The organism is Amycolatopsis sp. NBRC 101858, from assembly GCF_030269325.1.
Classification (GTDB): Bacteria; Actinomycetota; Actinomycetes; order Mycobacteriales; family Pseudonocardiaceae; genus Amycolatopsis; species Amycolatopsis ponsaeliensis.
Genome location: NZ_BSTD01000008.1, coordinates 414,155 through 437,282, shown reverse-complemented (window position 1 = coordinate 437,282; position 23,128 = coordinate 414,155). Strand labels below are relative to the sequence as shown.

Sequence of the window (23,128 nt, the reverse complement as noted above, 5' to 3'; positions counted from 1 at the left end):
TGTCAGTGTGCCCCTCCGGCCGCGGCTTGCACGGCCAAGTTGAGCTGGAGCACATTCACGCCGGGGACACCGATCCCCGCCCCGGAGGTGTTCGCTTCGACCAGCTGCTTCACCCGGTCCGCCGGCAACCCCGTCACGCGGGCGACGCGGGCGATCTGGAGGTCGGCGTAGGCCACGCTGATCGCCGGGTCGAGGCCGGAACCCGACGCCGTCACCGCGTCCGGCGGTACCTGGTCGGGTGACACGCCTTCGCGCTTGGCGATGGCGTCGCGCCGCTCCTGGATGGTCTTCACGAGGTCCTCGTTGTACGGGCCCTTGTTGGACGCGCCGGAGGTCGACGGGTCACCGGGGCCGAGCGCGTCCTTCGAGAGCGCCGAGGGGCGGTTGTGGAACCACGGGTCGTGCGCCGGGTCGGCCGGCACCGGGTCGACGCCGATGAGCGACGACCCGGCCGCCTGGCCGTTCTGCGTGACGACCGAGCCTTCGGCGTTGCCCTCCAGGCCGGGGATGCGGGCGATCGCCCACACCGCCAGGGGGTAGAGGATCCCGAGCAGGACGGTCAGCACGACGAGGACGCGCAGCCCGGCCCAGGTCTGCTTGACGAGAGTGTTCACGAGAGTCACCCGATTCCAGGGATGAGGCGCACGAGCAGGTCGATCAGCCAGATCCCGAGGAAGGGGCTGACGATCCCGCCGAGGCCGTAGACGAGCAGGTTGCGGCGCAGCAGGGCCGAGGCCGACGACGGCTTGTACCGCACGCCGCGCAGGGCCAGCGGGATGAGCACGACGATGATCAGCGCGTTGAAGATGACCGCGGAGAGGATCGCCGACTTCGGCGTGGCCAGGTGCATGATGTTGAGCGCGCCGAGCTGGGCGAAGATGCCGGTGAACATCGCGGGCAGGATCGCGAAGTACTTGGCGAGGTCGTTGGCGACGCTGAACGTGGTCAGCGCGCCGCGGGTGATCAGCAGCTGCTTGCCGATCTCGACGATCTCGATCAGCTTCGTCGGGTCGCTGTCGAGGTCGACCATGTTGCCGGCCTCCTTCGCGGCCGACGTGCCGGTGTTCATCGCGACGCCGACGTCGGACTGCGCGAGCGCGGGCGCGTCGTTGGTGCCGTCGCCGGTCATCGCGACCAGGCGCCCGCCCTCCTGCTCCTGCTTGATGAGCGCCATCTTGTCTTCGGGCTTGGCCTCGGCGAGGTAGTCGTCGACACCGGCATCGGCGGCGATGGCCTTGGCGGTGAGCGGGTTGTCGCCGGTGATCATCACCGTCTTGATGCCCATCGCCCGCAGTTCCCCGAAGCGCTCCTTCATGCCCGGCTTGACGACGTCGGACAGCCGGATCACGCCGCGCACCACGGTGTCCTCGGCCACGACGAGCGGCGTGCCGCCCTGGGCGCTGATCTCGTCGACCACGCGCTCGGTCTCGTCGGGGAACTCGCCGCCGTTCTCACGCACCCACGCGCGAACGGCACTCGCGGCGCCCTTGCGGATCCGGCGGTCGCCGACGTCGAGCCCGCTCATCCGCGTCTGCGCCGTGAAGGGGACGAACTCGCCGTGCACGTCGTCACCCGCGTGGGCCTCGGTCAGCTCGACGACGCTGCGTCCCTCGGGGGTTTCGTCGGCGAGGCTGGCCAGCCGGGCCGCGCGGGCGAGTTCGTCCGGTGTGGACGTTCCGACCGGGATCAGCTCGGTGGCCCGGCGGTTGCCGAAGGTGATGGTGCCGGTCTTGTCCAGCAGCAGCGTCGAGACGTCACCGGCGGCCTCCACCGCGCGGCCGGACGTCGCCAGGACGTTGCGCTGCACCAGCCGGTCCATGCCCGCGATGCCGATGGCGCTCAGCAGCGCGCCGATCGTCGTCGGGATGAGACACACGAGCAGCGCGGTCAGCACGATCACGGACTGCTCGGACCCGGAGTAGCGGGCCATCGGCTGCAGCGCCACGACGGCGAGCAGGAAGATGATCGTCAACGTCGAGAGCAGGATCGTCAATGCGATCTCGTTCGGCGTCTTCTGCCGGGAGGCGCCTTCCACCAACGCGATCATGCGGTCCACAAAGGACTCGCCGGGCTTGGTCGTGATCTTGACGACGATCCGGTCGCTCAGCACGGTCGTGCCGCCGGTGACCGCCGACCGGTCGCCGCCGGACTCGCGGATGACCGGGGCGGACTCGCCGGTGATGGCCGACTCGTCGACGGTCGCGATGCCCTCGACGACGTCGCCGTCGCCCGGGATCACCTGGCCCGCCTCGACGACGACCAAGTCGCCGATCTTCAGGTCGACCCCGGGCACCTGCTCTTCGCCGGTGTCGGTGAGCCGGCGCGCGACGGTCTCCTTCTTCGACCGCCGCAAGGATTCCGCCTGCGCCTTGCCGCGCCCTTCGGCGACAGCCTCGGCGAGGTTCGCGAAGAGGACCGTGAACCACAGCCACACGGCGATCAGGATGGTGAACACGCTCGGGTCGGTGATCGCGAAGACGGTGGTGAGCGCGGAGCCCACCCACACCACGAACATCACGGGGTTGCCGAGCTGGTGCTTCGGGTTGAGCTTCCGGAACGCGTCCGGCAGGGACGTCCAGAGCTGGCGGGGGGTGAACACGCCCGCGCCGACCTTGCTCGTGGTTTCGGCCGGAGTCACCTGGGGTCGTTCTTCGGTGACGGTCATGCGAGTGCCTCCGCGATGGGCCCGAGCGCGAGCGCCGGGATGAACGTGAGGGCCGCGACGAGCACCACCGTGCCGGTGAGCATGGTGGCGAACAGCGGCCCGGTGGTGGGCAGGGTGCCCGCGGTTTCGGGCACCTTGCGCTGGGCGGCCAGCGAACCGGCCAGGCAGAGCACGGCGAGGATCGGCACGAACCGGCCGATCGCCATGGCGACGCCGAACGACGACTGGAACCAGTCGTTCGTCGCGGTCAGGCCGCCGAACGCACTGCCGTTGTTGTTGCCGGTGGACGCGTAGCCGTAGAGGATCTCGGACAGGCCGTGCGCGCCGCCGTTGCCCAGCGCGCCCGCCGTGTCCGGCAGGAGCAGCGCGATTCCCGAGCCGAGGAGGACCACGGTCGGCATCGCGAGCATGGCGATCGCCGCGCAGGTGACCTCGCGCTTGCCGAGCTTCTTGCCCAGGTACTCCGGCGTGCGCCCGACCATCAGGCCGGCCAGGAACATCGCGATGATGGCCATGACCAGGATCCCGTAGAGACCGGTGCCGACGCCGCCGGGCGAGATCTCGCCGTAGAGCATGTTGAGCAGCGGTCCCCCGCCGCCGAGGCCGGAGAGGCTGTCGTGGGCGCCGTTGATCGCGCCGGTCGACGTGCCGGTGGTCGTGTCGGCGAAGATCGACGTCAAGCCGATGCCGAACCGCTGTTCCTTGCCTTCCATGCTCGCGCCCGCGGCCAGTGCGGCCGGGTTGCTCGCGTTGGCTTCGGAGAACCAGATGATCGCCAGCGACGCGGCCCACAGCAGGCTCATCACGCCGAGCAGGACGTACCCCTGCTTGGGCTTGCCGACCAGCTTGCCGAACGCGCGGGTCAGGCTGACCGGGATCACCAGGATCAGGAACAGCTCGATCAGGTTGGTCCAGGCGTTGGGGTTCTCGAACGGGTGCGCGGAGTTGGCGTTGAGGATGCCGCCGCCGTTGGTGCCGAGCTCCTTGATCGCCTCCTGGCTCGCCGCCGGGGCCAGGGCGATGGTGCTCTGGCTGCCGTCCGGGTTCGTCACGGCGACGCCGGCCTTGAGGCTCTGCACGACGCCGAGCGCGACCAGCACGATCGCGAACACGAAGGCCATCGGCAGCAGGACGCGGATCGTGCCGCGCGTGAGGTCCACCCAGAAGTTGCCGAGCCGGTCGGTCTTCGCCCGGACGAACCCGCGCGTCACCGCGATCGCCACGGCGAGGCCGACGCCGGCCGACAGGAAGTTCTGCACGGTCAGCCCGGCCATCTGCACGAAGTGGCCCATCGTCGTCTCGGGGACGTAGGACTGCCAGTTCGTGTTGGTGACGAAGGAAACCGCGGTGTTGAAGGCGACGCCCGGGCTCACCGAGCCGCGGCCCAGGCTCCACGGCAGGAGCGGCTGGAGCCGCTGCAGCAGGTAGAGCAGGACGACCGAGACGAACGAGAAGCCGAGCACGCCCGCGGCGTAGGTCGGCCACCGCTGTTCGGAGTCCGGGTCGACGCGGAAGAGCTTGTAGAGGCCCTTTTCGAGCTTCCAGTGCTTCTCGGTCGAGAAGACGCGCGCCAGGTAGTCGCCGAGCGGCTTGTAGACCACGGCGAGGGCGACGAGGAGGAGGCCGAGCTGGATGAGCCCGGCCGCAGTGTCGGACATCAGAATTTCTCCGGCCTGATCAAGGCGACGAACAGGTAGACGAGCAGGCCCAGCGCCAGCAGCCCGCCGACGACGTTGGCCACGGTTCCCGCGCCGCTCACAGCTTCTCCAGCCCGCGCAGCGCCAGCGCGAGCACCACGAACACGCCGATCAGCAGGACGGCGTAGAGCAAGTCGGCCACAGGGCACCTCTCAAGACGGGTCACCGGGTTCGGTGACCGGACGCGTTCACTGTGCGGCCGGGAGAGCCCGTCCCGACCTGCGGCTGACGGCCTCTTGATGCGTTCCTGACACCCATTTACGCCGTCTTTATGGCCGGTGGCGGGCGTCACGCAAACGTTTGCCCAGCACTCACTGTATGCAGTCGGCTAGTGACTCACGACACACCGAGTGACCGAACAAGTGCGGAACGTGCAATTCGGGCAGACAAGATCTTCAGGCCGTGTTACACCTGTGTTACCGATAGTTGTATCGGCTAAGCAAATCTTGGGAGAGGGGATCACCTATGTGCGGTATCGCCGGCTGGGTCTCTTACGACGCCGACCTCACCCGCCGCCAGGACGTGGTCGACGCCATGACGGCGACGATGTCCTGCCGCGGTCCGGACGACGAGGGCACCTGGGTGCGCACGCACGTCGCGCTCGGCCACCGGCGGCTGGCCATCATCGACCTGCCCGGCGGCCGGCAGCCGATGTCCGTGCACACGCCGAACGGCGACGTCGCGATGGTCTACAGCGGTGAGGCCTACAACTTCACCGAGCTGAAGGAAGAGCTGACGAAGCTCGGCCACCAGTGGGAGACCGACAGCGACACCGAGGTCGTGCTGCACGGCTACCTGCAGTGGGGCGACGCGGTCGTCGACCACCTCAACGGCATGTACGCGTTCGCGATCTGGGACGAGCGCGACGACCGGCTCGTCATGATCCGCGACCGGATGGGCATCAAGCCGTTCTACTACTACCCGACCCGCGACGGCGTCCTGTTCGGCTCCGAGCCGAAGGCCATCCTGGCGAACCCCCTCGCGAAGAAGGTCGTCGACCTCGACGGCTTCCGCGAGCTGGCCGGCTTCACCAAGCGGCCGGGCTGGTCGCTGTGGAAGGACATGGAAGAGGTCCAGCCGGGCACGATCGTCACCGTGTCCCGCGAGGGCATCAAGACCCGCACCTACTGGAAGCTGGACGCGAAGAAGCACACCGACGACCAGGAGACGACGGTCGCGCGCGTGCGCGAGCTGATGACCGACATCGTCAACCGCCAGCTCGTCGCCGACGTCCCGCGGTGCGTGCTGCTCTCGGGCGGGCTCGACTCGAGCGCCGTCACCGGCCTGGCCGCCGCGCGGCTGGCCGACCAGGGCGAGCAGCTGCGGACGTTCTCCGTCGACTTCTTCGGCCAGGAGGAGAACTTCAAGCCGGACGAGATGCGCGACACGGCGGACTCGCCGTTCGTGCGGGACGTCGCGCAGCTGGTGAACTCCGCGCACGAGGACGTCATGCTCAACCCGGGCGACCTGACCGACCCCGAGGTCCGGCGCGCGGTGCTGCGGGCCCGCGACATCCCGGCCGGCCTCGGCGACATGGACACGTCGCTGTACCTGCTGTTCAAGGCGATCCGCGGCCAGTCGACGGTGGCCCTGTCCGGCGAGTCGGCCGACGAGGTGTTCGGCGGTTACCGCTGGTTCCACGACGAGAAGGCCGTCAACGCGGAGACGTTCCCGTGGCTGGCGTTCCGGACGTCGATGATGGACGAGCGGTCGTCGCTGTACACGCCGGAGCTGGTGAAGAACCTCGACGTCGAGTCCTACGTCGCCGACCAGTACAAGACGGCGGTCGCCGCGGTCGACCACCTCGACGGCGAGTCCGCGATCGAGGCGCGCATGCGGACCATCTGCAACCTCCACCTGACCCGCTTCGTGCGGATGCTGCTCGACCGCAAGGACCGCGCGTCGATGGCGGTGGGCCTGGAGGTCCGCGTGCCGTTCTGCGACCACCGGCTGGTCGAGTACGTCTACAACACGCCGTGGTCGCTGAAGACGTTCGACGGCCGGGAGAAGAGCCTCCTGCGGCACGCGACCAAGCACGTGCTGCCGGAGTCGGTGGCGCAGCGGGTGAAGAGCCCGTACCCGTCGACGCAGGACCCGGGCTACGCGGCGGCGTTGCAGCAGCAGGTCAAGGAGGTCCTGGCCGAGCCGGGGCACCAGGTGTTCGGCCTGGTGGACAAGGCGTGGGCGCACCGGGCGTCCGAAGTGGACTCGGCGACCATGGACCCGGCCATGCGCATCGGCCTGGACCGGGTGCTCGACCTCTACCACTGGATCGAGATGTACCAGCCCACGCTCGAACTGTCTTGACCTCGACCGCCCTCGAGGTATGGGGCTGGGGGCATGAAGGTGCTCCTGTTCGGCCGCAACCCGGCCACGGTCTCAAGGGTGACGGCGGCGCTGTCCGCGGCGGGTTTCGCCGCGGACGGCGTCGCTTCGGAGGAAGCGGTGCTGTCCCGGCTGGGTGCTTACGAGGCACTGGTGCTGGGCGCGGGAGTGGTGGGGACGCTGCGGGAGCGGGTCACCGCCGCGGCCGTGCGGCACGGGGTGGCGTGGGTGCAGGGGCCGCACATCCTCCCGGAGCGGGACGCGCTGGAGTACGTGCGGACCGAGATCCTGCCGAAGCTGCGGTCAGCTCAGCGGTAGGTCCGCCACGACCTCGTCCCCGTCGGCGGTGAGTGCCGCCCCGATCCCGCCCAGCAACGACCGGGCACCGTGGTTGCCCGCCGTCGTCGAGGCGACGAACCGGGCCGCGCCCGACCGCTGCGCTTCGGCCAGCAGCAGCGCCGTGACCTGCGTGCCGATCCCGCGGCCGCGGACGTCGCGGCGCAACCAGATGCCCGCCTCCACGGCGTCACCGCGCCGCTCCAGGCGGGCCGCCCCGACCGCCTCGCCGTCGACGTCGACCACCCACGTGCGCTCCACCGCCGTCGCCGGGTCCAGGGACCGGCCGCGGTGGAAGGCCAGGAACGCCTCGCGGCGAGCGGCGGTCCAGCCGGGCGGGTCCTCGACCGGCGGCATGACCTCGAGTGGGTCGGCGCCGGCGACGGCGGCTTCGAGCAGCCGCGCCAGCGCCGGCTCGTCCAGCGGGGTCAGCACGGTCATGCTCGGAGTTTCGCGGCCGGACGCCGGCCGCGCGACCCGATTTTGCCCAGCGCCCGCAGAAGCCGGACGTACGGCGACCACCGGACCGGCCGCGCCACCCGGCCGGTCACCTCGAGCTCGGCCCGGTCCAGCAGCCCCTCCAGCAGCGCGTCGTGCAGGGGCCGGAAGAACAACGGCCAGGTCAGCCGGGCCCGGCCGTGCAGGGACGCGTCCAGGACGTGGGTGAGCGCGCCGCCGTCGATCGTGAGTTCGTGGTACCCGTGCACGCCCGCCGGCGCGGTGAACCGGCACCGCAGCCGGTCCGGGGAAACCTCCTCCACGACGTAGCGCACCGGCCCGTGGCCCGCCGGTGTGCCCGGGACGCGGGGGCCGTCCAGACGGGTCGGGGGCCAGTCGGCCACCGGCCAGAGCCGGTCCTCCGGGGTGCCGAGCGTTTCCAGCAGGGGAACGAGCCGGTCGGCGGAGACCGGGAACCGGCGGGTGTGGACGTTGCGGACCATGAGACTCTCCGTTCTAGAGACTGTCCTCCAGAACGTATTAGAGCATAATCTCTACAACATGGGCCGCCCCGCGACGCACACCACAGCGCAGTTCCTCGACGCCGCCACGGCCTTGTTCGCCGAAGGCGGGGCCCGCGCCGTGACCATGGCCGCCACCGCGAAGGCCGCCGGAGCCCCCAACGGCTCCATCTACCACCGCTTCCCGGACCGCCCCGCGCTGCTCGCCGAGCTCTGGCGCCGGACCCTGCGCGACTTCCAGGACACCTTCACCCGGTGCCTCGGCGAGGCGACGACGATCGAAGCGGCGGTCGAGGCCGCGACGAGCGTCGTCCACTGGTGCCGCAAGCACCCCGAGGGCGCGCGGGTGCTCGACGCGGGCAAGCACGCCTTCGGGCCCGCCGACTGGTCACCCGAAGCCGCGAAGGCCGTGACCGAGGACGAGCAGGAGCTGCGCGACACGCTCAAGCGCGCGACGCGGGCCCTGCCGCCGCTCACCGGCTGCACGGACGAAGAGGTCGTGCTCGCCCTGGTCGAGATCCCGCGCGCGGTCGTCCACCGTTACCTCTCGACCGGCCGCACTCCCCCGCCGAAGGCCGCGGCGCTGGTCGAACGCACCGTCCGCAAGCTCCTGCGCCCGTGATCGGAAGGTCGGCACGCGTGATCAGAGGGTCGACACGGCGAGGCTCTCGACCCCGCGGCGTGTCGACCTCCTGATCACGCGTGACGGCTCCGCAATCACGCGTGTCGCACCGTCCGCAAGCTGCTCAGCGCCTGACCTCCGCCAGGCCCACCGGGCGCCGCTCGCGGCGGGACAGCTCGCACGCCTCCGCGATGTAGAACGCCTCCAGTGCGTCCGCCGCCACGCACGGCGACGGCGCGCGGCCCGCGACGACGTCCAGGAACGCCCGCAGCTCCGTCGTGTACGCCGGGCGGAACCGCTCCATGAACCCCGGGTACGCCGGCCCCGGCAGCGGCGGCACCCCCGGCTCCACCGACCGCAGCGGCGCCCGGTCGTCCAGGCCGACCACCACGCCCGACACCGAGCCCAGCGCCTCCAGCCGCACGTCGTATCCCGCGCCGTTGTAGCGGGTCAGGGACACCGTCGCCAGGGTTCCGTCGTCCAGGGTCAGCGTCGCCGCCGCCGTGTCGACGTCGCCCGCGTCCGCGAAGAACCGCTCGCCGCGGTTCGCGCCGATCGCGTACACCTCGGCCACCTCGCGGCCGCTCACCCAGCGGATGATGTCGAAGTCGTGCACGCCGCAGTCGCGGAACAGCCCGCCGGAGTGGGCGACGTACTCCGCAGGCGGGGGTGCCGGGTCGAACGTCGTCGCGCGCAGCGTGTGCAGCCAGCCCAGCTCGCCCGACGCGACCGCCGCCCGCGCCGCCGCGTAGCCCGCGTCGAAGCGGCGCTGGAAGCCGATCTGGACCGGGACGTCCGAGGCGCCGATGCGGTCGATCACGGCCAGGGTGCCGGGGATGTCCGCGGCGACCGGCTTCTCGCAGAAGACCGGGATGCCCGCGTCGACCGCGGCGATGATCAGGCCCGGATGCGCGTCGGTGGCGGCCGTGACGACCAGGCCGTCGAGGCCCGCGGTGAACAGCTCGTCGAGGGAAGCCGCCTCGACCCCCAGCTTCGCGGCGGCCGACTGCGCTCGCGTGGCGTCGACGTCGGCCACCACGACCGACTCGACCTCGTCGAAGCTCTTCAGCGTCTCCGCGTGCGCGGTGCCGATCCGGCCGGTGCCCGCCAGTCCCAACCTCATCGTTGTACTCCTCCTGTCACGGAAATCTCGGCGGTGGTCGCGCGGACCACCAGGGACGGGTGCAGCAGGTGCCGGACCGGCTCCGTGCGCTCCCCGCGGACGCGTTCGATCAACGCTTCGAAGGCCAGCCGCGCCATGTCCTTGCGCGGCTGGTCCACTGTGGTCAGCGAAAGGTGGCGGAGTGCGGCGAGCGACGTGTTGTCGTAGCCGACGACCGACACGTCCTCGGGCACCCGCAGCCCGGCTTCTTCCAGCGCCGAGATCGCCCCCACGGCGTTGAAGTCGTTGCCGGAGACCAGCCCCGTCGGCAGGTCCGGGCGGGCGTACTCGGCCAGCAGCTCCCGCACGGCGTTCTCGCCCCCGATGTCGGTGTGCTCGCTGCGCACGACGATCGGCTCGAGCCCGTGCCGCCGCATGGCGGCCTCGAAGCCCCGCCGCCGCTGGGCCGACCCGGCCGCGGCGCCGCCGTCGAGGTGCGCGATGCGCCGGTGCCCGAGGCCGACCAGGTGGTCGACGGCCAGCGCGGAGCCCGCCTCGCCGTCGTCGTTCACCGTGTCCACTGTGGACGACCGCGCGGTCCGCGAGACCAGCACGACCGGGCACTGCCGGGCCGCGACCTGGATCGCCGACGCCGGGACGACCGGCGAGAGCAGGATGATCCCCGCCGGGCGGAAGGAAAGCAGGTTGTGCAAGGCGTTCCACTCGCGCGTGGGACTGCGGCCGCCGGTGTTGAGGATCAGGTCGAAGCCCGCCGCCTGCGCGGCGCTGTCCAGCTCCTCGACGATGTCGGCGAAGAACGCGTTGCGCAGGTCGTTGACCATCACGCCGAGCACCGTGGACGTGCGGCTGGCCAGCGACCGCGCCATCACGTGCGGCTGGTAGCCGAGCTCCTTCGCGGCCCGCAGCACCGCCGAGCGGCGGGCGTCGGAGACCTTCGGTGAATTCCTCATCACCAGGGAGACCAGCGCGCGGGAAACTCCCGCCCGCGCGGCGACGTCTTCCATGGTCGGACGCATGACGGCACCTCCCCTGACCACGAAAAACTCAGCCTTGACTTGCTGTGACGGACGCTACAAGATTAGAGCGCTCTAATCAATAGAGCGCTCCAACGGACCGACGGAGGCCCATGGTGACAGCGACGATCCGAGTAGCCGCCGCGCCGATCTCCTGGGGCGTTTGCGAAGTCCCGGGGTGGGGCCGCGTGCTCGACGCACCGACCGTGCTCGGCGAAATGGCGGCGCTCGGGGTGCAGGCCACCGAACTGGGCCCGCCCGGGTACCTCCCGCGCGCCCCGGCGGAGCTCCGGGACCTGCTCGGGACGCACGGCCTGACGCTCGTCGGCGGCTTCCTCGCCGTCGTCCTCCACGAAAACCGGGAGAACGCCCTCAAGGAAGCCGAAGAGTCCGCCGCACTGTTCGCCGCGTGCGGGGGTGACGTCCTCGTGCTCGCCGCCGCGACCGGGCTCGACGGCTACGACGAACGCCCGAAGCTCACCGACGCCGAATGGGCGATGCTCGTCGGCACCGCCGGCAAGATCCGCGACATCGCCGCCGCCCACGGCCTGCGCACCGTGCTGCACCCGCACGTCGGGACCCACGTCGAGCAGCAGGCCGAGGTCGAGCGCTTCCTCGCCGGTTCCGACCTCGGCTTGTGCCTCGACACCGGGCACCTGATGATCGGCGGGACGGATCCGGTCGAGCTGGCGCAGCGGTATCCCGAACGGGTGGGGCACGTGCATCTGAAGGACGTCCGAGAAGACCTGGCGGCCGAAGTCCGCTCGGGCCGGCTCGGCTACACCGACGCGGTCGGGCGGGGCATCTACACCCCGCTCGGCGAGGGGGACGTGGACGTGGCGTCGATGGTGCGCTCCGTCCAGGCGGCCGGCTACGACGGCTGGTACGTCCTCGAACAGGACACCGCCCTCGGCGACTCGAGCCCCGACGACACACCCCGCCGGGACACCGAGCGCAGCCTGGCCCACCTCGCGAAGATCATCGACTCCCTCTAATCGGTCCCAAAGGAGTGACTGTGTTCTCTATCAAGAAGCTGGCCGGCGTGGCGGCGATCGCCGCCGCCGGGCTGGTCCTGTCCGCCTGCAGCGGCCCGAGCGCCGACAACTCGGCCGGCAGCTCGAGCGCCTCGTCCGCCGCGGCCCCGAGCACGGGCGGCCCGCTCAAGATCGCGGTCGTCACGCACGGCAGCGCCGGCGACGCCTTCTGGAACGTCGTGAAGAACGGCGCCGAGCAGGCGGGCAAGGATCTGAACATCGGCGTCGACTACTACTCCGACGGCGACCCGGGCAACCAGGCCAAGCTGATCGACAACGCCGTCGCGCAGAAGGTCAGCGGCCTGGTCGTCTCCATGGCGAACCCGCAGGCGCTGCAGACGTCGATCCAGAACGCGGTCAAGGCCGGCATCCCGGTCGTCACCATCAACTCCGGCGAGGACTCCAGCGCGGCGTTCGGCGCGATCGCGCACGTCGGGCAGAGCGAGGGCCTCGCGGGCCAGGGCGCGGGCCAGCGGCTCAAGGCGGCCGGCAAGACGAAGCTGCTGTGCGTCATCCACGAGGCCGGCAACATCGGCCAGAACCAGCGCTGCGACGGCGCGAAGCAGGCCTTCGGCAACGTGACCACGCTGCAGGTCGACATCTCCAACCCGACCGACGCGCAGGCCCGGATCCGCGGCGCGCTGCAGTCCGACCCGTCGATCGACGCCGTGCTGGCGCTGAACTCCCAGGTCGCGGCCCGCGCGGTGGACGCGGCCAAGGAGGCGAGCTCGAAGGCGCAGGTGGCGACGTTCGACCTGAACGCCGACGTCGTCGCGGCCATCAAGGCCGGCACGATCCTCTTCGCCGTTGACCAGCAGCAGTACGAGCAGGGCTACCTGCCGATCGTGTTCCTCAAGCTGTACAAGGAGAACGGCAACACCATCGGCGGCGGCCACCCGGTGCAGACCGGCCCCGGCTTCGTCGACAAGACCAACATCGACACCGTGGCCCCGTACGCCGAGCGCGGCACTCGCTGATGACCGCCGCGATCCAGGCGCAACCCGACGAACGCGTGGGGAAGAAGAGCCTGACCGACCGGCTGGTCGTCCGGCCCGAGATCGGCGCGCTGCTCGGCGCCGTGCTCGTGTTCGTCTTCTTCTCCGTCGTCACCGGCCAGTTCCTCAGCCCGCTGGGCGTGGCGACTTGGCTCGACGACTCCTCGACCCTGGGCATCATGGCCGTCGTGGTCGCGCTGCTCATGGTCGGCGGCGAGTTCGACCTCTCGGCCGGCGTGATGACGGCGTCGACGTCGCTGGTCACGGCGATCCTGGCCACGCAGGCGGGCTGGAACGTCTGGCTCGCGCTGCTGGTCTCGCTCGCCTTCGCCCTCGGCGTCGGCGCGTTCAACGGCTGGCTGGTCATGAAGACCGGCCTGCCCAGCTTCATCGTCACGCTGGGGTCGTTCCTCGCCCTGCAGGGGCTCAACCTCGGCGTGACGCGCTGGGTGACCAACACCGTCCAGGTCTCGGGCATGCGCTCGACCAGCGGGTACGAGTCCGCCGGCGGGTTGTTCGCGTCCACGTTCGACATCGGCGGCACGCAGTTCCAGTCGTCGATCATCTGGTGGATCGTCGTCACGGCGATCGCCGCGTGGCTGCTGGTGCGGACCCGGTTCGGCAACTGGATCTTCGCGGTCGGCGGGTCGCAGGTGTCGGCCCGCTCGGTCGGCGTGCCGGTGGTGCGCACGAAGATCCTGCTGTTCATGGGCACCGCGCTCGGCGCGTGGCTGGTCGGCTCGATCAACATCCTGCGCTTCGCCAGCGTCCAGGCGAACCAGGGCATCGGGCTGGAGTTCCAGTACATCATCGCCGCGGTGATCGGCGGCTGCCTGCTCACCGGCGGGTTCGGCTCGGCGGTGGGCGCGGCGATCGGCGCGCTGATCTTCGGCATGGCGCGGCAGGGCATCGTGTTCGCGCAGTGGAACAGCGACTGGTTCATGCTGTTCCTCGGCATCATGCTGCTGGCCGCGGTCCTGGTGAACAACGCCTTCCGGCGGCGCGCGGAAAGGGTACGCCGATGAGCCTCATCGAGGTACGCGAGATCGGGAAGACCTACGGCAGCGTCATCGCCCTGCGCGATGTGTCCACTGTGGTCAACGCCGGCGAGGTGACCTGCGTGCTCGGCGACAACGGCGCCGGGAAGTCCACGCTGATCAAGATCCTGGCCGGCGTGCACCAGCACGACCGCGGCGAGTTCCTCATCGACGGGCAGCCGGTCCGGCTCACCTCGCCGCGGGAGGCGCTCGACCACGGCATCGCGACCGTGTACCAGGACCTCGCCGTGGTCCCGCTGATGAGCGTCTGGCGGAACTTCTTCCTCGGGTCCGAGCCGACGACCGGCTTCGGCCCGTTTAAGATGCTCGACCGGCGCAAGGGCCGCGAGACGACCAAGCAGGCGCTGTCCGACATGGGCATCGACCTGCGGGATGTCGAGCAGCCGGTCGGGACGCTCTCCGGCGGTGAACGCCAGTGCGTCGCGATCGCCCGGGCGGTGTACTTCGGCGCGAAGGTGCTGATCCTCGACGAGCCGACCGCCGCGCTGGGCGTCAAGCAGGCCGGGGTGGTGCTGAAGTACGTCGCGCAGGCCCGCGACCGGGGGCTCGGCGTCGTGCTGATCACGCACAACCCGCACCACGCCTACCCGGTCGCCGACCGGTTCCTGCTGCTCAAGCGCGGTGCGCCGCTCGGCTCGTACGAGAAGAAGGACATCGACATCAACGAGCTGACCCGGCAGATGGCGGGCGGTGCGGAACTGGAAGCCCTCGAGCACGAGCTGCGGCAGGTGGAGAAGGCGTGAACCTCGAAGCGCTGACGATCGGCCGGGTGGGCGTCGACCTCTACCCCGAGCAGAGCGGCGTCCCCCTGGCCGGCGTCAGCACGTTCGCCAAGTCGCTCGGCGGCACCGCGACCAACGTCGCGGTCGCCGCCGCGCGGCTCGGCCGGCACACGGCGGTGCTGACCAAGGTCGGCCCGGACGGCTTCGGCGACTACGTCCGGCAAGCCTTGGAAGGCTTCGGCGTGTCCCCGGCGCACGTGGGCACGTCGCCGGACCTCCAGACGCCGGTGGTGTTCTGCGAGCTGAACCCGCCCGCGGACCCGCCGCTGCTGTTCTACCGCTCCCCCATCGCGCCGGACCTCACGCTCACCGACGACGACGTGCCGTGGGACGTCGTCGAGTCGGTGCCGCTGCTGTGGGTCACCGGCACCGGCGTGTCCGCCGAACCCGCCCGCGCGACGCAGCGGAAGATCCTCGAAACCCGCGGCCGCCGCGAGCACACCGTGCTGGACCTCGACTACCGGCCGATGTTCTGGCCGTCGGTCGAGCAGGCCCGGGAAGAGATCGGCGCGATGCTCGACCACGTCACCGTCGCGGTCGGCAACCGCACCGAGGTGGAGGTCGCCGTCGGCACCGCGGACCCGGACGCGGCGGCGGACCGGATGCTCGAACGCGGCCTGCGGCTGGCGGTGATCAAGAAGGGCGCGGACGGCGTGCTGGTGGCCACCCCGGAGGGACGCCGGACCGTGCGGCCGCAACGCATCGAGGTCGTCTGCGGCCTCGGCGCCGGTGACGGCTTCGGCGGCGCGCTGATCCACGGGCTGCTGTCGGGCTGGGAGCCGGTGCGCATCGCCGAGTACGCCAACGCCGCGGGCGCACTCGTGGCGTCCCGGCTGGCCTGCGCCGACGCCATGCCGACCGCGGCGGAGATCGAGGAGCTGCTGTGATCCTCACCGACGAGCGCTGGCGCGAGCTCCTGCACACCCGCGCCACGAACCCGGGCGCGGTCCGGCAGGCGTACGCGACCCGCAAACGCCGGTCGAAACTGCTGTCCGACAACGGAACGCTGTTCCTGGTCGCCGCCGATCACGAGGACCTGCTCGACCGGCGGACCTTGCTGGAGCGGCTGCTCGTCGCAGTGGAGAACCCGGCCGTCGACGGCGTCCTGGGCACCCCGGACATCGTCGAGGAGCTGCTCCTGCTCGGCGCGCTGCACGACAAGGTCGTCTTCGGGTCGATGAACCCCGACGACCGGTTCACCGGCTACGACGCCCGGACGCTGATCGACTGCGGCCTCGACGGCGGCACGATGCTGCTGCGCCTGGCCGGCACCGCCCAGACCCGGCAGGCCTGTGCCGACGCTGTCACCGAGCTGGCCGCGTACGGCCTGGTCGCCATGATCGAGCTGCCGGAGGACCCGGCGTCGCTGGCGCGGGCGGTCACCATCGCGTCCGGCCTCGGGACGACGTCCGCGCACACCTGGTTGAAACTGCCGTCGCCCGGCTCGGCCGCTGCCCTGGGCGCCACGACGCTGCCGGTGGTGCTCGGCGATCCGCCGGCCGCCGACCCGCAGTCGTCGATGCTGTGGCACGGGGTCGTCCGCGGTCTGGTCATGAGCCACACCCGGCTCGGCGGAAACGTCGGGTCTGCCGTCGAAGCCGCCGCGAAGGTCTTGGAGGCCGCGAAGTGAGCAAGCTGCACCGTCCGTTCGGGACACTGTCCGACGACGCCGACCCGGTCCGGCTCACCCCGGATTCGGCGGGCTGGACGTACACGGGGCTGCGGGTGCTCCGGATCGGCACCCGGCTCCCGCGCACGGTCATGACCGGCGAGTTCGAGGCGTTCGTGCTCCCCCTGTCCGGCTCGCTCACGGTCCGCGTCGACGGCGAGGAGTTCGAGCTGGAAGGGCGTGAGTCGGTGTTCACCCGGGTCACGGACTTCGCCTACGTCCCCCGCGACGCCGAGGTCGAGCTGACTTCCGAGACCGGCGCGCAGGTGGCGTTGCCGATGGCCCGCTGCACCCGGCGGCTCGAACCGAAGTACGGCCCCGCCGAGGACGTCCCGGTCGAGGTCCGCGGCGCCGGGCAGGCGACGCGGCAGGTGACCAACTTCGGCGTGCCCGGGGCGTGGGACCACGCCGACAAGCTCAACGCGTGCGAGCTGATCACGCCGGGCGGCAACTGGTCGTCGTACCCGCCGCACAAGCACGACGAAGCGAGCGAGTGCGAGGTCGTCAACGAGGAGATCTACTACTTCCGCATCGCCGGCCGCGACGGGGTGACGCCGTCGCGCGAAGGCTTCGGCCTGCACCGGACGTACACGACCGACGGCGAGCTGGACGAAGACGTCGCCGTGCGCGACCAGGACGTCTTCCTGATCCCACGCGGCTTCCACGGCCCGTGCGTGGCCGCGCCGGGCTACCCGATGTACTACCTGAACGTCCTGGCCGGGCCGGCCCCGGAACGCTCGATGGCGTTCTGCGACGACCCCGCGCACGGCTGGGTCCGCGACACCTGGGCGTCGCAGGACCTCGATCCCCGCTGCCCGGTGACGAGCCACGAAGGACGTGTGCGGTGAAGCTGACGACGGCTCAAGCGCTGGTCCGCTGGATCCTCGCCCAGCGCTCGGAAACCCTCGACGGGCGCGAAGTCCCGCTCTTCCCCGGCGTCTTCGCGATCTTCGGTCACGGCAACGTCCTCGGCCTCGGCACCGCCCTCGAAGAACACCGCGGGGACATCCCGGTGTGGCGCGGGCACACCGAGCAGGGCATGGCGCTCGCTGCGGTGGGATACGCGAAGGCCACGCACCGGCGGCAGGTCGGCGTCGTGACGTCGTCGATCGGGCCGGGCGCGCTGAACATGGTCACCGCCGCCGGGGTCGCGCACGCCAACCGGCTGCCGGTCCTGCTGCTGCCCGGCGACACGTTCACCAGCCGGGCGCCGGATCCGGTGCTGCAGCAGATCGAACCCTTCGGCGACGCGACCGCGACGGTCAACGACGCCTTCCGCGCGGTCTCGCGCTACTTCGACCGGATCACCCGGCCCGAGCAGCTGCTCTCGACGTTGCCGCAGGTCGCGCGGGTGCTCACCGACCCGGCGGACAGCGGGCCCGTGGTGCTGGCGCTGCCGCAGGACGTCCAGGCGGAGACGTACGACTTCCCGGAGGCGCTGTTCGAGCCGGTCACGCACCGGCCGGTGCGGTCGCGTCCCGACCGGCGTGCGGTCACCGAGGCGGCGGGCGTGCTGCGGGCGTCGAAACGTCCGTTGCTCGTGCTCGGCGGCGGCGTCCGGTACTCCGGCGCCGGCCAACGCGCGCTGGACTTCGCCGAGCGGCACGGGATCCCGCTGGTGGAGACCACGGCGGGCCGCACGCTGGTGCCGCACGCGCACCCGCTGCACGCCGGGCCGCTGGGCATCACGGGCTCGACGTCGGCGAACGTCCTCGCGGCCGAAGCGGACGTGGTGTTCGCGGTCGGGACGCGCCTGCAGGACTTCACGACGGCATCGTGGACGGTCTTCTCCCCCGACGTCCGCCTGGTCGCGCTCAACGCGGCCCGGTTCGACGCGGTGAAGCACGGCGCGCTGTCCGTGGTCGGGGACGCCGACGCGGGGCTGGCCGACCTCGGCGCGCAGCTGGAGAGCTGGCGGGTCGACCCGGCGTGGACGTCGCGGGCCGCGGCCGAGCGGGCTTCCTGGGACGCGCACGTGGATTCGCTGCGCTCGGCGGCGGCCGAGATCCCGTCGTACGCGCAGGTCGTGGGCGTGGTGAACGACCTGTCGGCGGCGGACGACTACGTGATGACGGCGTCCGGCGGGCTCCCGGGCGAGCTGATCGGCGGCTGGCGCGGCTCCGGCTCGCTCTCGATGGACGTCGAGTACGGCTTTTCCTGCATGGGCTACGAGCTGTCGGGCGCGTGGGGTGCGGCGATCGCGCATCCGGGCCTGGTGACGACCCTGCTGGGCGACGGCTCGTACCTGATGCTGAACTCCGAGCTGTTCTCGGCGGCCTTCGCGGGTCACCCGTTCGTCGCGGTCGTCTGCGACAACGACGGCTACGCGGTGATCGGGCGGCTCCAGGAAGGGCAGGGCGGGAAGCCGTTCAACAACTTCTACGCCGATTGCACGACTTCCCACGCTTCGCCTCCCCGAGTGGACTTCGCGCGGAACGCGGAATCGCTGGGCTGCCTGGTGTTCCCGGCGTCCGATGTGGACTCCCTGCGCACCGCGTACGCGTCGGCGCGAAAGGCCGCCGTGGCCGAGCAGCGGCCGGCGGTGGTCGTGGTGAAGACGCAGCCATCGTCGTGGACCGAGGCCGGCGCGTGGTGGGAGGTCGGCGTCCCCGAGCACCTCGCGGGACACGACGAGTACGAGCGCTCGAAGCCCGGCCAGGTCCGGTACCTCAGGTCGTGAGCGGCTCGCGAGTCCGGACCCGCGGCCGCAGGGTGAACCCGCTCGGCTTGAGCGTCAGCGACTCGACGATCTCGAGCTCGTACGAAGGATCGACCTCGAAGTCGTAACGCTGCAGCACCATTCCCAGCGCCAGTACGGCTTCGTGCAGTGCGAACTGGCGGCCGATGCAGGCGCGCTCGCCCGTCCCGAACGGCTTGTACGCCTGCGCTGGCCGCTTCTTCACCGCGGCGGGCTCGAAGCGGTCCGGGTCGAACCGCTCGGGGTCCGGCCAGACCGCGGGATCGCGGTGCACCAGCGGCAGCGGCACGATCACCCAGTCGCCCTCGCGCATCCGGTACTTCCCGCCGAGCACGACGTCTTCGCGTGCTTCGCGGGAGTAACCGGGCGCGGTCGGCCAGAGCCGCATCGCCTCGTCGAGGCAGCGACGGACGTAACGCAGCTTCGCGACGTCTCCGAAGGCGGGCTCGCGGTCGCCCCACACCGCGTCGACCTCGGCGCGGGCCTTCGCCAGCAGCTCGGGGTGGCGCGTCAGGTAGTACAAGGCGAACGACAGCGCACCGGACGTCGTCTCGTGGCCGGCGACGACGAACGTGATGGCCTGGTTGCGGATGTTCACCGGGTCCAGGCGCTCCCCCGTCACCGGGTGGCCCTCGCTGAGCATCAGGCCGAGCAGGTCACGGCTCTCCGCACCACTGCGGCGGCGTTCGTCGATGACCTCGTCGACCAGGTTCGTCATGGTCGCGATGTCGGCCTGGTTCTGCTCGGCCGTGCCGGCGAACGCGCGCCGCACGAACGGGAGCTTGACGTTCTGCAGCTGCGCGTACCGCAGCGCGCGGATCATCGCCGTGACGAACAGGTGCGGTTCACTGCGCTCGAACGAGCCGAACCGGTAGCCGAACCCGGCGAGGCCGATCGTCTCCAGGGTCAGCCGCGTCATGTCGGCGGCGACGTCGACCGGCCCGCTCGCGGCGTCCCAGCGCGCGACCAGCTCGCGGGCGACGTCGAGCATCACCGGGTGGTAGCGGCGCATCGCCTCGGCGGAGAACGCCGGCTGCAGGATGTCGTGCGCGAGCCGCCAGTTCGGCTCGTGGGTGTGGGCGGTGAACAGGCCGTCGCCGGCGAGCGCGCGCAGGTTCTCGATGCCCATGCCGACGTGCTTGCCGAACTTCGTCTCGTCGTTCAGCTCGGTGACGAGGTCGACCCCGCCCACGAAGACGATCTCGAACCCGAAGATCTTCCGGGTGAAGATCGGCCCGATGCGCTTGCCGATGCGCAGCGTGTCCTGCAACGGCGTGCGCGGGTTGGCGCCGATCAGGTCGCCGATCACCGGCAGGCGGCCCGGCCGGTGCGGCAGCGCGGTCGTGTCCACGGCACATCTCCTATTGAACCCGGATCCAATAGGGTCACGATCCCCCGCTACTGAACCCGTGTCAAGTAAGGTCGGGGGATGCGGACGAGGCTGAGCACCGAGCAGCGGCGCGAGCAGCTCCTCACGATCGGAGCCGGGCTGTTCGCGAAGCGGCCGTACGACGAGGTGTGGATCGAAGAGGTCGCCGAGATCGCGCAGGTCTCCCGCGGCCTGCTGTACCACTACTTCCCGACGAAGAAGGACTTCTTCGCGTCGATCGTCCGCGCGCAACGCGACCAGCTCCTGGCGATGAGCGAGCCCGACCCGGCGCTGCCCGTGGCGGAGCAGCTGCGGGCCGGGCTCGACGTCTACCTCGAGTTCGCGCGCACGCACCCCGACGGCTACCGGATCGTGCACCGCGCCGCGAGCGGCGCCGACCGTGAGATCCAGGAGATCCGCGAGTCCGGGATGGCCGCGAACGCGGCCCGCATCCTGGACGCGGTGAGCCTGCTGACCCCCATCACCGACGTGACGCGGCTGGCCGTGCGCGGCTGGCTCGCGTTCGTCGCGACGATGATCCTCGACTGGCTCGACCAGCCGACGGTCACCCAGGAAGAGCTGCGCGACCTGTGCGTCCGGACGTTGTTCGCGGCGGTCGGCGTCACCCCGTGACGGCCGGCGACGCGGCGTTGTCCACCAGCTTCCGCGGGGCGCCCGAGCCGTCCGCCGGGACCGCCCAGACGGCGTTGTCCAGCCCGTAGAGCACCGTGTGGTCGTCCTGCCAGAGGGCCTGGTCGTCCACGCTTCGCTGGTCCGCCAGCTCGGTTTCCTGCATCGTCTTCAGGTCCAGGACGGACAGCCGCCAGCCTTGGCCCACCTTCTTCTTGAAGGCGATCCGGGTGGCATCGGGGGAGAGCGACGGGCATTCGACGTTCTCCCTCACGGTCTTCCCCCGGTAGCGCCGGTAGTCGGCCTCGACGAGGTAGGTCTTGCCCTTGCTGCCGAGGGTCGCGTAGAAGCGGTTGCCGTCCGGGGCGAACGTGATGCCCCAGTAGTTGACGTCCGCGGCGAAGTAGCGCTGGTCGCCGGCGAACACCGGGAGCTCTTCGATCGTCTTGACGAGCCGTCCGGTGTCGACCTCGTACAGCCCGGCACGCGTCGAAAAGCCGGTCTGCGCATAGGAGTCGCCGGTGACGAACAGCGTCCAGTCGACGCGCTTGCCGTCCGGGGACACGCGGGCGCGGCTCGGCGTGCCGGGCAGGGACTCGGTGTGGCGGACGGCGAGGTGGTCGTCGAGGACGAGGACGTCGGTCAGTGCGGGGAGCGTCCCGGGCCGCACGGCCAAGCACACGGCCGTCTGCTTCGCCACCGCGAACCGGTCGCACTTCAGGCCGCTGAGCAGGCGTTTTTCTTGGCTCAGGGTGCCGACGCGGCCGGTGGCGGTGTCACGGAAGAACAGCTGCCCGGGGCTCAGCGTGAGTTGGGCGGCCGGTTCGGCGTCCGCGGTGTCGTGGCGGGCGCTGAGGGTGTAGACGACGGCGGCGGCGATCAGGAGCGCCGTGCCGAGCAGGGCGAGGACGAGTTTCTTCACGGGCGCACCGGTTTCACGAGAGCGGCGGCGAGGGCGACGACGGCCAGGCAGGCCGCGGCGGCGAGCACCGCGGGCCGCAGGTCCCAGAGCGTCCAGGCCAGTCCGAAGAGGACGGACGAGAGCATGCGGGCCACGGCCTGCCCGGTCTGCACGACGGCCATCCCGGTGGCCCGGAGGTCACGCGGGATGAGCGGGCCCGCGGCAGCCATGAGGACGCCGTCGGTGGCCGCGTAGAACACCCCGTGCAGGCCGAGCGCGACGACGGGAAGCACCGCGTACGCCGGGCCGCAGAGCAGGACGAGGGCCAGGCACAGGGCGACATGGCCGCCGAGGAACACCGGCCAGCGCCCGACGCGGTCGGCGAGCTTGCCGAGCGGCACGGCCAGCACGAGGTAGACCCCGGCGGTGCCCAGCGGCAGCAGCGGGAAGAACGTCGCCGCGATCTCCCAGCGCCGTTGGAGGACGAGGTAGACGAACGAGTCGCCGACCGTCACCAGGCCGAGCAGCGCGGCCCAGAGCGTCACGCGCCGGAAGTCGCTCTGCTTGAGCAGACCTGCTGCCGTTCGCAGCGACACCGCGGCGCGGTCGACGCTGCCGGGGTGGTCCTTGACGAACAGCGCCAGCAGCAGCACGGCGATCGCGGCGACGCAGAAGCTGGTGAAGAACACGCTGGTGTAGCTGCCGAGGCTCAGCGCGAGCACCGCCATCGCCACCAGCGGGCCGAGGAACGCGCCGACGGTGTCGAGTGCGCGGTGCACGCCGAACGACCGGCCGAGCGCGTCCGGCGTGCTGCTGAGCGAGATCAGGGCGTCGCGCGGGGCGGTGCGCAGGCCCTTGCCGGTGCGGTCGGCGGCGAGGACGACGCCGATCGCCGCGACCGACGAACCGGCCGCGACCAGGCCGAGCTTGCACACCGCGGACAAGCCGTACCCGAACCCGGCGACGGCCTTGAGCCGCCGCCACCGGTCGGCGAGGTGCCCGCCGAGCACCCGCACGAGGGCCGTGGCGCCCGCGTAGAGCCCGTCGAGCAGCCCGAACTGCAGCGGGTTCAGGCCGAGGCCGAGCACCAGGTAGAGCGGGAGGACGGCGGTGACCATCTCCGAGGAGACGTCGGTGACCAGGCTGACCATCCCGAGCGCCACGACGTTGGCGGAAACCCTGTCGAGCGCGGGTTTCCGGTTCTCGCCGGCCGCCAGGTCCGCAGTACGGCTTGCCGCGATGTACATGCCCG

General features: G+C 71.1%; 23 protein-coding genes. 12 read left to right on the top strand and 11 right to left on the bottom strand.

What is annotated here, in order from left to right; all coding sequences use genetic code 11:
* Nucleotides 1-2: 2 nt before the first annotated feature.
* Genes QSK39_RS49155 through kdpF form a run of 4 tightly spaced genes read right to left on the bottom strand, consistent with a single transcriptional unit; the run spans nucleotide 3 to nucleotide 4,424 of the window.
* Nucleotides 3-614, bottom strand: a complete 612-nt coding sequence (locus QSK39_RS49155) for a potassium-transporting ATPase subunit C (RefSeq protein ID WP_285484742.1) — start codon at nucleotides 612-614, stop codon at nucleotides 3-5.
* 5 nt (nucleotides 615-619) lie between these two features.
* Nucleotides 620-2,665: a potassium-transporting ATPase subunit KdpB gene (gene kdpB, locus QSK39_RS49150; RefSeq protein WP_285484741.1), complete on the bottom strand. Its 2,046-nt coding sequence runs from the start codon at nucleotides 2,663-2,665 to the stop codon at nucleotides 620-622.
* Nucleotides 2,662-4,323 carry a potassium-transporting ATPase subunit KdpA gene (kdpA, locus tag QSK39_RS49145; RefSeq protein ID WP_285484740.1) on the bottom strand — a complete coding sequence of 554 codons (1,662 nt, stop codon included), beginning with the start codon at nucleotides 4,321-4,323 and terminating at the stop codon, nucleotides 2,662-2,664. The genes kdpB and kdpA overlap by 4 nt, the downstream gene beginning before the upstream one ends.
* Entirely contained in the window at nucleotides 4,323-4,424 is a 102-nt protein-coding gene (kdpF, locus tag QSK39_RS49140; protein ID WP_247062298.1) for a K(+)-transporting ATPase subunit F, read from the bottom strand. Before kdpF ends, kdpA begins: the two co-directional genes overlap by 1 nt.
* Nucleotides 4,425-4,827: 403 nt before the next feature.
* Between kdpF and asnB the strand changes: the two genes are divergently transcribed.
* On the top strand, nucleotides 4,828-6,669 hold the full coding sequence (gene asnB / locus QSK39_RS49135; RefSeq protein WP_285484739.1) for an asparagine synthase (glutamine-hydrolyzing): 1,842 nt from the start codon (nucleotides 4,828-4,830) through the stop codon (nucleotides 6,667-6,669).
* A 33-nt stretch (nucleotides 6,670-6,702) separates the two neighbouring features.
* Complete coding sequence (locus QSK39_RS49130; RefSeq protein ID WP_285484738.1) at nucleotides 6,703-7,005, top strand: hypothetical protein; 303 nt, start codon at nucleotides 6,703-6,705, stop codon at nucleotides 7,003-7,005.
* Here QSK39_RS49130 and QSK39_RS49125 read toward each other — a convergent pair.
* Entirely contained in the window at nucleotides 6,991-7,464 is a 474-nt protein-coding gene (locus tag QSK39_RS49125; protein ID WP_285484737.1) for a GNAT family N-acetyltransferase, read from the bottom strand. The genes QSK39_RS49130 and QSK39_RS49125 overlap by 15 nt on opposite strands.
* Complete coding sequence (locus tag QSK39_RS49120) at nucleotides 7,461-7,964, bottom strand: SRPBCC family protein (RefSeq protein WP_285484736.1); 504 nt, start codon at nucleotides 7,962-7,964, stop codon at nucleotides 7,461-7,463. Before QSK39_RS49120 ends, QSK39_RS49125 begins: the two co-directional genes overlap by 4 nt.
* Before the next feature lie 58 nt (nucleotides 7,965-8,022).
* Here QSK39_RS49120 and QSK39_RS49115 point away from each other — a divergent pair, with 58 nt between their 5' ends.
* Entirely contained in the window at nucleotides 8,023-8,604 is a 582-nt protein-coding gene (locus QSK39_RS49115) for a TetR/AcrR family transcriptional regulator (RefSeq protein WP_285484735.1), read from the top strand.
* Between the two features lie 124 nt (nucleotides 8,605-8,728).
* Here the strand turns inward: QSK39_RS49115 and QSK39_RS49110 are convergent, their stop codons facing one another.
* Together QSK39_RS49110 and QSK39_RS49105 are read right to left on the bottom strand one after the other, a co-directional pair.
* A complete protein-coding gene (locus QSK39_RS49110) occupies nucleotides 8,729-9,727 on the bottom strand; it encodes a Gfo/Idh/MocA family protein (protein WP_285484734.1) in 999 nt (332 codons plus the stop codon).
* Nucleotides 9,724-10,743 carry a LacI family DNA-binding transcriptional regulator gene (locus QSK39_RS49105; protein WP_285484733.1) on the bottom strand — a complete coding sequence of 340 codons (1,020 nt, stop codon included), beginning with the start codon at nucleotides 10,741-10,743 and terminating at the stop codon, nucleotides 9,724-9,726. Before QSK39_RS49105 ends, QSK39_RS49110 begins: the two co-directional genes overlap by 4 nt.
* 113 nt (nucleotides 10,744-10,856) lie before the next feature.
* On the opposite strand from QSK39_RS49105, the gene QSK39_RS49100 reads away from it, so the two are divergent.
* From QSK39_RS49100 to iolD, 8 genes are read left to right on the top strand one after another with little or no spacing between them, the layout of a single operon-like run.
* The gene (locus QSK39_RS49100; protein WP_285484732.1) at nucleotides 10,857-11,735 is read left to right on the top strand and encodes a TIM barrel protein; all 879 of its coding nucleotides are present in this window, start codon (nucleotides 10,857-10,859) and stop codon (nucleotides 11,733-11,735) included.
* Nucleotides 11,736-11,755: 20 nt separating this feature from the next.
* The gene (locus QSK39_RS49095; RefSeq protein ID WP_285484731.1) at nucleotides 11,756-12,751 is read left to right on the top strand and encodes a sugar ABC transporter substrate-binding protein; all 996 of its coding nucleotides are present in this window, start codon (nucleotides 11,756-11,758) and stop codon (nucleotides 12,749-12,751) included.
* A complete protein-coding gene (locus QSK39_RS49090) occupies nucleotides 12,751-13,794 on the top strand; it encodes an ABC transporter permease (protein ID WP_285484730.1) in 1,044 nt (347 codons plus the stop codon). Before QSK39_RS49095 ends, QSK39_RS49090 begins: the two co-directional genes overlap by 1 nt.
* Nucleotides 13,791-14,570, top strand: a complete 780-nt coding sequence (locus tag QSK39_RS49085) for an ATP-binding cassette domain-containing protein (protein ID WP_285484729.1) — start codon at nucleotides 13,791-13,793, stop codon at nucleotides 14,568-14,570. The genes QSK39_RS49090 and QSK39_RS49085 overlap by 4 nt, the downstream gene beginning before the upstream one ends.
* Entirely contained in the window at nucleotides 14,567-15,496 is a 930-nt protein-coding gene (iolC, locus tag QSK39_RS49080; RefSeq protein WP_285484728.1) for a 5-dehydro-2-deoxygluconokinase, read from the top strand. The genes QSK39_RS49085 and iolC overlap by 4 nt, the downstream gene beginning before the upstream one ends.
* Entirely contained in the window at nucleotides 15,493-16,239 is a 747-nt protein-coding gene (locus QSK39_RS49075; RefSeq protein ID WP_285484727.1) for a Cgl0159 family (beta/alpha)8-fold protein, read from the top strand. The genes iolC and QSK39_RS49075 overlap by 4 nt, the downstream gene beginning before the upstream one ends.
* Nucleotides 16,236-17,126, top strand: coding sequence for a 5-deoxy-glucuronate isomerase (iolB, locus tag QSK39_RS49070; RefSeq protein ID WP_285484726.1), 891 nt, complete (start codon nucleotides 16,236-16,238; stop codon nucleotides 17,124-17,126). Before QSK39_RS49075 ends, iolB begins: the two co-directional genes overlap by 4 nt.
* The gene (iolD, locus tag QSK39_RS49065) at nucleotides 17,123-18,958 is read left to right on the top strand and encodes a 3D-(3,5/4)-trihydroxycyclohexane-1,2-dione acylhydrolase (decyclizing) (RefSeq protein WP_285484725.1); all 1,836 of its coding nucleotides are present in this window, start codon (nucleotides 17,123-17,125) and stop codon (nucleotides 18,956-18,958) included. Before iolB ends, iolD begins: the two co-directional genes overlap by 4 nt.
* Here iolD and QSK39_RS49060 read toward each other — a convergent pair.
* On the bottom strand, nucleotides 18,948-20,327 hold the full coding sequence (locus QSK39_RS49060; RefSeq protein ID WP_285484724.1) for a cytochrome P450: 1,380 nt from the start codon (nucleotides 20,325-20,327) through the stop codon (nucleotides 18,948-18,950). The two genes, iolD and QSK39_RS49060, sit on opposite strands and share 11 nt — an antisense overlap.
* A 78-nt stretch (nucleotides 20,328-20,405) precedes the next feature.
* Here QSK39_RS49060 and QSK39_RS49055 point away from each other — a divergent pair, with 78 nt between their 5' ends.
* A complete protein-coding gene (locus tag QSK39_RS49055) occupies nucleotides 20,406-20,978 on the top strand; it encodes a TetR/AcrR family transcriptional regulator (RefSeq protein WP_285484723.1) in 573 nt (190 codons plus the stop codon).
* Here QSK39_RS49055 and QSK39_RS49050 read toward each other — a convergent pair.
* Together QSK39_RS49050 and QSK39_RS49045 are read right to left on the bottom strand one after the other, a co-directional pair.
* Entirely contained in the window at nucleotides 20,968-21,897 is a 930-nt protein-coding gene (locus tag QSK39_RS49050; protein ID WP_285484722.1) for a TolB-like translocation protein, read from the bottom strand. The genes QSK39_RS49055 and QSK39_RS49050 overlap by 11 nt on opposite strands.
* The gene (locus QSK39_RS49045; RefSeq protein ID WP_285484721.1) at nucleotides 21,894-23,123 is read right to left on the bottom strand and encodes an MFS transporter; all 1,230 of its coding nucleotides are present in this window, start codon (nucleotides 23,121-23,123) and stop codon (nucleotides 21,894-21,896) included. The genes QSK39_RS49050 and QSK39_RS49045 overlap by 4 nt, the downstream gene beginning before the upstream one ends.
* Nucleotides 23,124-23,128: the final 5 nt, after the last annotated feature.